General features: G+C 66.5%; 5 protein-coding genes and 2 pseudogenes. 2 read left to right on the top strand and 5 right to left on the bottom strand.

The window, feature by feature from the left end; translation table 11 throughout:
- Positions 1 to 226, top strand: a pseudogene (locus tag A5625_RS25940) (alpha/beta hydrolase); the annotation flags it as partial.
- Between the two features lie 123 nt (positions 227 to 349).
- Positions 350 to 1705, top strand: coding sequence for an HNH endonuclease signature motif containing protein (locus A5625_RS25935; RefSeq protein WP_067001102.1), 1356 nt, complete (start codon positions 350 to 352; stop codon positions 1703 to 1705).
- Positions 1706 to 1726: 21 nt separating this feature from the next.
- On the opposite strand, the gene A5625_RS25930 is transcribed toward A5625_RS25935, so the two are convergent.
- From A5625_RS25930 to A5625_RS25910, 5 genes and pseudogenes are all read right to left on the bottom strand, one after another.
- Positions 1727 to 3127, bottom strand: a complete 1401-nt coding sequence (locus tag A5625_RS25930; protein WP_067001106.1) for a wax ester/triacylglycerol synthase family O-acyltransferase — start codon at positions 3125 to 3127, stop codon at positions 1727 to 1729.
- 83 nt (positions 3128 to 3210) lie between these two features.
- Positions 3211 to 4176, bottom strand: coding sequence for a PPE family protein (locus A5625_RS25925; protein WP_067001099.1), 966 nt, complete (start codon positions 4174 to 4176; stop codon positions 3211 to 3213).
- A 127-nt stretch (positions 4177 to 4303) separates the two neighbouring features.
- Positions 4304 to 4660: a DUF732 domain-containing protein gene (locus A5625_RS25920; RefSeq protein ID WP_067001096.1), complete on the bottom strand. Its 357-nt coding sequence runs from the start codon at positions 4658 to 4660 to the stop codon at positions 4304 to 4306.
- Positions 4661 to 4720: 60 nt separating this feature from the next.
- Entirely contained in the window at positions 4721 to 6082 is a 1362-nt protein-coding gene (locus A5625_RS25915; RefSeq protein WP_067001094.1) for a PPE family protein, read from the bottom strand.
- Between the two features lie 13 nt (positions 6083 to 6095).
- Positions 6096 to 6490: pseudogene (locus tag A5625_RS25910) on the bottom strand (hypothetical protein); the annotation flags it as partial.

Here is a 6490-nt window from a genome sequence, read left to right as displayed (position 1 = left end):
CTTCGTCCTGCACGGTCACGACGATTCGCTCATTCCGGTCGGCGAGGCCGAAGACTTCGTCGAGGAACTGCGCGCGGTGTCCAAGTCACCGGTCGCCTACGCCGAATTACCGCACGCCCAGCACGGTTTCGACATCTTCAGTTCCCCGCGCGCACATCGCTCCGCGGAGGCGGTGGCGCGATTCCTGTCGTGGGTGTATGCGACGAACCCGCCCGAACGCGACTGAGACGGCTGCGATAGCCACAGCGACAGCGCGCCCGCCGACGCGCCTTGTAATCCCTTGTGTCCCTTCCGTTTCAGCAGCCACAGGGCGCCGATTGTTGTCGGTGGGTGCGGTTAGTTTGGCGGTGTGAGTCCAAGTAGTCAGCAGGATGTCGATGCGGTGTTCGACGCCCTGGATGCCGACTTGGATCGCGCCTGCGCGTTGTCGTTTGACGCGCTCAACGCGCGCCAACAACTGGCGATCTTGCAGCGATGCGAGAAGCTGCGCCGGCGCATACCGGCCCTGGAGCATCCGCTGATCAATTCCCTTGCCCGCCAAGCCCCCTGCGAGGAACTCGGCGGCACGCTGACCCATGCGATCACCGAGTCGACGCTGATCAGCCGCGCCGAAGCCACCCGCCGCATCAAAGAAGCCGCCGACCTGGGACCCCGCCACGGCCTGACCGGTGAACCCGTCGCACCGGTGCTGGCCGCCACCGCGGCCGCCCAACGCGAGGGCACCCTCGGGGCCGGCCAAGTCGCGGTGATCCGCACCTTCTACCACCAACTGCCCGGCTGGATAGACACCCCGACCCGCGAACTCGCCGAAGCACAGCTAGCCAAGTTCGGCACGCAATTTTGTCCCGAAGCACTCGCCAAACTCGCCCAAGGGCTGGCCGACCGGCTCAACCCCGACGGCACCTACCGCGACGAAGACCGGGCCCGCCAACGCGGCCTGACCCTGGGCAACCAGCAACCCGACGGCATGTCACAGCTACGCGGCCTGCTGACCCCCGAAGCGCGCGCCACCCTCGAAGCCGTCTTGGCCAAACTCGCCGCCCCGGGCATGTGCAACCCCCTCGATGCGACGCCGTGCGTGGACGGCGCCCCCAGCCAGGAAGCCATCGAGCACGACCCGCGCTCACGGAGCCAACGCAACCACGACGCGCTGCTGGCCGCCCATCGCGCGCTGCTGGCCTCCGGACAATTAGGCCAGCACAACGGGCTACCGGCCTCCATCGTGGTCACCACCACCCTCGACGAACTCGAGGCCGCCGCCGGGCGCGGCCTAACCGGCGCAGGCACCATCCTGCCGATCAGCGATGTCATCCGGTTGGCCCGCCACGCGCATCACTATCTGGCCATCTTCGACAAAGGCAAAGCCGTGGCGTTGTATCACACCAAGCGACTCGCCTCCCCCGGCCAGCGAATCATGTTGTACGCCAAGGACCGCGGCTGCTCGGCCCCCGGCTGCACCGTGCCCGGCTACTACTGCGAAGTGCATCACGTCACCGACTGGGCCAAGTGCCACACCACCGACGTCAACAACCTCACCCTCGTCTGCGGCCTACACCACCGCCTGCTCAAACCCGGCAGCTGGATCACCCGCAAAGACACCAAAGGCGACACCCAATGGATCCCACCCCCACACCTGGACAACGGCCAACCCCGCACCAACACCTTCCACCACCCCGAAAAACTGCTAGGTGATGGCGACCCATAATCGCGAGATCGCCCGGCAGGTCTAAGCCGAGCCGTTCTCCCGCGTGGCGGCCTTCTCCAGGTCGGTCAACGCCGGCTCGATCCGGTCGGCCATGTCGTCGATGTCGTTGGCCACCTCGGGCGTCGTCACGAAACCGAAGTCCAGGTAATCGGTGTAGGAGAAGCAGGTGATGTTCAGCGCGACGTCCATCACCGGCGGCCCCAGCGGCACTAGCGAATCCAGTTTGGCCCCGGCCATGTACAACGGGAACGGCGGGCCCGGCACGTTGGAGACAACCAGGTTGATGGGAGCCAGGTTTCGTGACAGCCCGCTGGCCGTGTAGGCCCGCGCGGCCAGCCCCAACAACCCCGGCGGCGTCGTCTCGGTCAGCCCCATGATCTGATGCGCCGACAACGCCTTGGCCATCAGCTTGGCGTTCTGGGTGCTTTCGTGAATTGCCAACAGCCGCTCGCCCGGGTCTTCGACATCGGTGGCCAACGACACGGTCATCGAGCTGACCTTGTTGCCGATGTCGTCCTTGTTCTCGTCGGTGCGGGTTGACACCGGGATCTGCGCGATGAGCGGTTTGGCGGGCAACTCACCGTGCTTCTGCAGATAGTCGCGGACGGCGCCGGCCACCAACGCGAGCACGACATCGTTGAGCTTGACGCCATAGGCATCCTTGATGGCTTTGGCCCGGGCCAGTTCGACGCGGCAGCCGGTAATACGCCGATGCGGCGAGACCGGTGCGTTGAAACGGGTTTTGGGCGCCTCGAAGTAGCGCGGCGGCCTGCTGCGCACACCCAAAGTGGCGATCTGCTGGCGCACCGTCTGTTCCATCAGCCGCGCGATGCGGAACGGCGTCTTGACACCGACGTTGATCAGGGCGCCCACGGCGCGCCGTTCCAGACCCGGAAGCTTGAATCCGACCAGCGATCCGACCGTTTCCTGTTGCGGCGCACGCGGTTCCGGCGTGACATCGAGCAGGATCTCTCCCAGCCCGGCGCCCGAGACCCCGTCGACGATGGCGTGGTGCATCTTGGTCAGCGTGGCGATCCGCCCGCCCTCGACGCCCTCGATCACCCACATCTCCCACAGCGGCCGGGAGCGGTCCAGCTTGTAGGACATCAGCCGGCCAACCAACTCCTCGAGCTCACGGCGACCACCCGGTGCAGGAACACCGATGCGGCGGACGTGGAAGTCGACGTCCAACTCTTCGTCTTCGACGAACCATGGCCGGTCGAGCCCCAGCGGCGCGCCGGTGACCCGCCACCGTAACTGCGGCACCTCGGGCAGGCGATCGATGAGTAATTGACGGAGTCGTTGAAAGCTGTACTCGGAGCACTCCTTCGGGTCGCAAATCGCCAGCGCGCCCACGTGCATGTGCCAGCCCGCGGTTTCTGCTGACCAAAACGCCGCGTCCACACTCGAAAGCCGTTTCATCACCTGACCGTAGCCCCCCAACCCCCGTTGCGACCAGCAATGAAGAACAAAATACCCGTCGGCTCAGCCGAGTAGCGGGTGGCTCATTGGCTTCGATCAACGGGAGTCGCTGGGGAACTCGGCGACGTCGGGCTTGGCATTGAATTGGTCCATGCCTGCGGAACCGACAAGACCCCGATTGCCGCGCCGCTACCGACGCTGACCCGAGGCTCTGCCTGATTCGCGCGGCCCCCGGTGGGCCGCGCGGGCCACATGAGCGCGGCCCGGTTCAGTGCGACGGCCTTGTTGAGGCAATTCAGGTGGTTGAGCGCGAAGTCCAGCGGCGCCGACAACGAACTCAACCTGGACAGCGGCGCCGTTATCGGCAGCAGGGACGCATCGAAGGTGGCCAACGGTGAGGAGGACAGCGCATCGAGCGCTTCGGAGATGGTTGAGATCACCTGACGGCCAGTCGTTATGACTTGCGGTGCCGCCGTCAGTGTCCAATTCCGGGACGGAGTGACGCCCGCACCATGGCGGGCCGACTCGCTGGGAACGGGCGGGGGCGAACTGAACGGTGTCAGCTTCCAGATGGCGGCCGAGGCGCGGGCGTAGGCATACATGGCGGCGGTGTCTTGGGCCCACATCCGTTCGTAGTCCGCTTCTGCGTCGGCGATAGCCGGACTGATCTGGCCTAGGCAGTTCGTCGCCGCCAGCGAGATCCGCTGCAGCCGGTTGGCATCGATCACCTGGGGCGCCACCATCGTCGCCAGCGTCAAGCCGTAGGCGCTCGCGGCCGCCTTGGCCTGGATGGCCGTCTGCTGGGCTTGTGCAGCGGTGGCATCGAGCCACGCCAGATACGGTGCGAGCGCTTGGCTTATCGCCGTTGCCGAAGCACTCTGCTCTCCCAGATCCAGCGTGGAGATCACCGCCCGGTACGTCGATAGCACCTCCCGGAGTTGGGCGCCTAGCACCTCCCAGGCCCTGGCGGCGTCCATCATTGATCCGGCGCCGGGGCCCGAATGCATCCGCGCGGAACTGCTTTCCGGCGGTAAGCTACCGAAGTCCATCACTGACCCCAGCTCAACGGTGTGCGAAATGTGTTGCAAAATCCGGCTTTTCTCTAAAGGAGTGAAGGAAATCAGGTTGGTCGGTTAGGCGGCGCGGATTACATTGCGGCAGTTTGTTTTTGCTCTTCTAGCCGCCTTTGGTGCTGGGTCCCGCGGAAGCATCGAGTTGTCGGGGGCAGTACGCCTTCGCCGATATCGTCGCGAACTGGGCGGCGCCGCTGGTGGTCAGTGCGGGATTGTTGTCCCGGAGGTCATTGAGGAGTTGAAGACCCGATATGCCACGAGCGAGCAAGCCGCAGACCGCTTTGCCGGCGCTCACGGCTTGGTTCGGGTCCTGAAAGCTGATGCCGACCGTATGGAGGTCAGCGATGAAGACTTCATTGTTGTCGTCGGCGGCGGCCTCATCCTCTCCGGGTATGGCGTGCGCGGGCACCGCGGTAACGATCCCTAGCGATACACCGAGAAGCGCTAGCAGCAGTTTCATGCATCCTCCTTCGAAAGGTTTTGTACTGGTGCGGCGCGAAAATTATTGCGCCCACGGGAATTACCCCAGCTTTGACGGCTCGACCGCGATCGCCTCTCCCTCCGTCACGTGCACGGCGTGCACGCCCGGTGTCGTCCGCAGCTTGGCGACCAGGTCGTCGAGGCCGGCCTCGTCGACGTTCCAGTGCTGCACCTGGTCGGGCATCTCCTGCAATTGGGCGATGATGCGGTCGAGCTTGACCGGCCCCTGTCTGCGCTCACCGGTGATGGCACGGGTCTGGATGCCGGTTGAGCTGACGACGCGCGACGCCGGGCTGCCCAGCGCGCCGCCCGCCAGACTGCCCAGCGTCGCCTCGTTGATCAGGCCGGCGGGGATATCCGCCGCGGCGGCCGCGGCCACGCTGGTGCCCGGTAGCGCGCTGGAGGCCAGCCTGATCGCCGGGGCGGCGGTCGCCCAGTTCGGCGGCACCGACAATTTGCCCACAGTCGGCGCGCTACCCAGCACGGCCGATACGGGCTTGGCCGCGATGCCAGCGGCGATGTGGCCGGGCGACGCCAGCCCGGCGCCCAGCGACGTCTTGGCCATCGCGGCACTCCACGGCGCATAGATGAAAAAGTTCTTCCATTGCGAGACGCCAAGGCTGATGGTGGCATTGACGACGTTGGTCCACGTCGCCTGAGTGCCGATCTGCGAAATGCTCGAATACAGCGTCTCCCAGAACGGCGCTATCTCCGTGCTCCCCGTGGCGCCCCCGATCAAGTTCTGCCAGAACTTGGTGTATTGGCCGGTGAGCGAGGTGATGTAGTCCTCGATCTGTTTGAGCCACGACGACAACGACTGCGACTCCGAGGCGGCGACGGCGGCCGCCTGGGCCGCCGAGCCGGTGTCATTGGTGGTAGCCGGCGCCTGCTCGAACGGCGTCAGCTCACCGGCCGATTCCGACGCGGCGGCGTACCCGAACATCGCCGCGACATCTTGGGCCCACATCTGGCCGTACTCGTCTTCGGTCGCCGCGATCGCCGCGTCGTTCTGTCCCAAGATGTTGGTCTGCAACAGTGTGGCAAGCAGGCTGCGGTTCGCCGCCACAACCGCCGGCGGCACGGTGGCCGCCACTGCCGCCTCGTAGGCGGCGGCCGCGGCCCGTGCCTGAGCGGCAGTCTGCTCGGCCAGGCCTGCCGTGGTCGATATCCACGCCACGTAGGGCGCCGCCGCGGCGGCCATGGACTCCGACGACGAGCCTTGCCACGATTCGCCGACCAGTTCCGAGATCACCGATGCGTAGGAAGCCGCGGTGCTGTGCAATTCGGCGGCCAGCCCGTCCCATGCCGCCGCGGCGGCCAGCAGCGGCCCGGCGCCCGGGCCGACATAGATCTGGGTGGAGATGACCTCCGGTGGCAGCGTTGCGAAATCGCTGAAAACCATTGCCGCACCTTCCTTACTTCGCGTTCGGCGGAATCACAATGACGGTGGACGTGGTCGCGATGTCGTCGACGGCCACAGCGCCGGGCACGCGAACGGTCGCCCCGGCGACGGCGCGGGTGGCGGTCCCGCCGACCGCGCGTCCGGCCAGGCTCGACAGGGCCGTCGGGCCGAACATGCCCTGCTGACCGTTGACGGCCGCCGCGGGAGCGGCGTCCAGCATGGCCTCCGGCAGCTCGGCTGCCACCGTCCGGACCGCCGGGACCGCCGAGGCCCAGTTCGCCGGCACCGACAACGACCCGACCAAGCCGGCACGGCCCGCCGACGCCGAAACCGTGCCCGCACTCGACAGCGCGGTCGAGCCCGTCAGGAGATCGCTGCGCAGCAGCGGCGCCAAGACCCCGGAGAGCG

This window comes from Mycobacterium sp. 1465703.0 (assembly GCF_001672975.1).
In the GTDB taxonomy this organism is placed as follows: Bacteria; Actinomycetota; Actinomycetes; order Mycobacteriales; family Mycobacteriaceae; genus Mycobacterium.
Note: the sequence above shows the minus strand (reverse complement) of the source record. Positions and strands in the feature narration are given on the sequence as shown.

Bases quoted from the DNA above. Each gene is read 5' to 3' on its own strand.
- A5625_RS25915 (WP_067001094.1), bottom strand. From the start codon at position 6,082: ATGGTTTTCAGCGATTTCGCAACGCTGCCACCGGAGGTCATCTCCACC.
- A5625_RS25925 (WP_067001099.1), bottom strand. From the start codon at position 4,176: ATGGACTTCGGTAGCTTACCGCCGGAAAGCAGTTCCGCGCGGATGCAT.
- A5625_RS25930 (WP_067001106.1), bottom strand. From the start codon at position 3,127: ATGAAACGGCTTTCGAGTGTGGACGCGGCGTTTTGGTCAGCAGAAACC.
- A5625_RS25920 (WP_067001096.1), bottom strand. From the start codon at position 4,660: ATGAAACTGCTGCTAGCGCTTCTCGGTGTATCGCTAGGGATCGTTACC.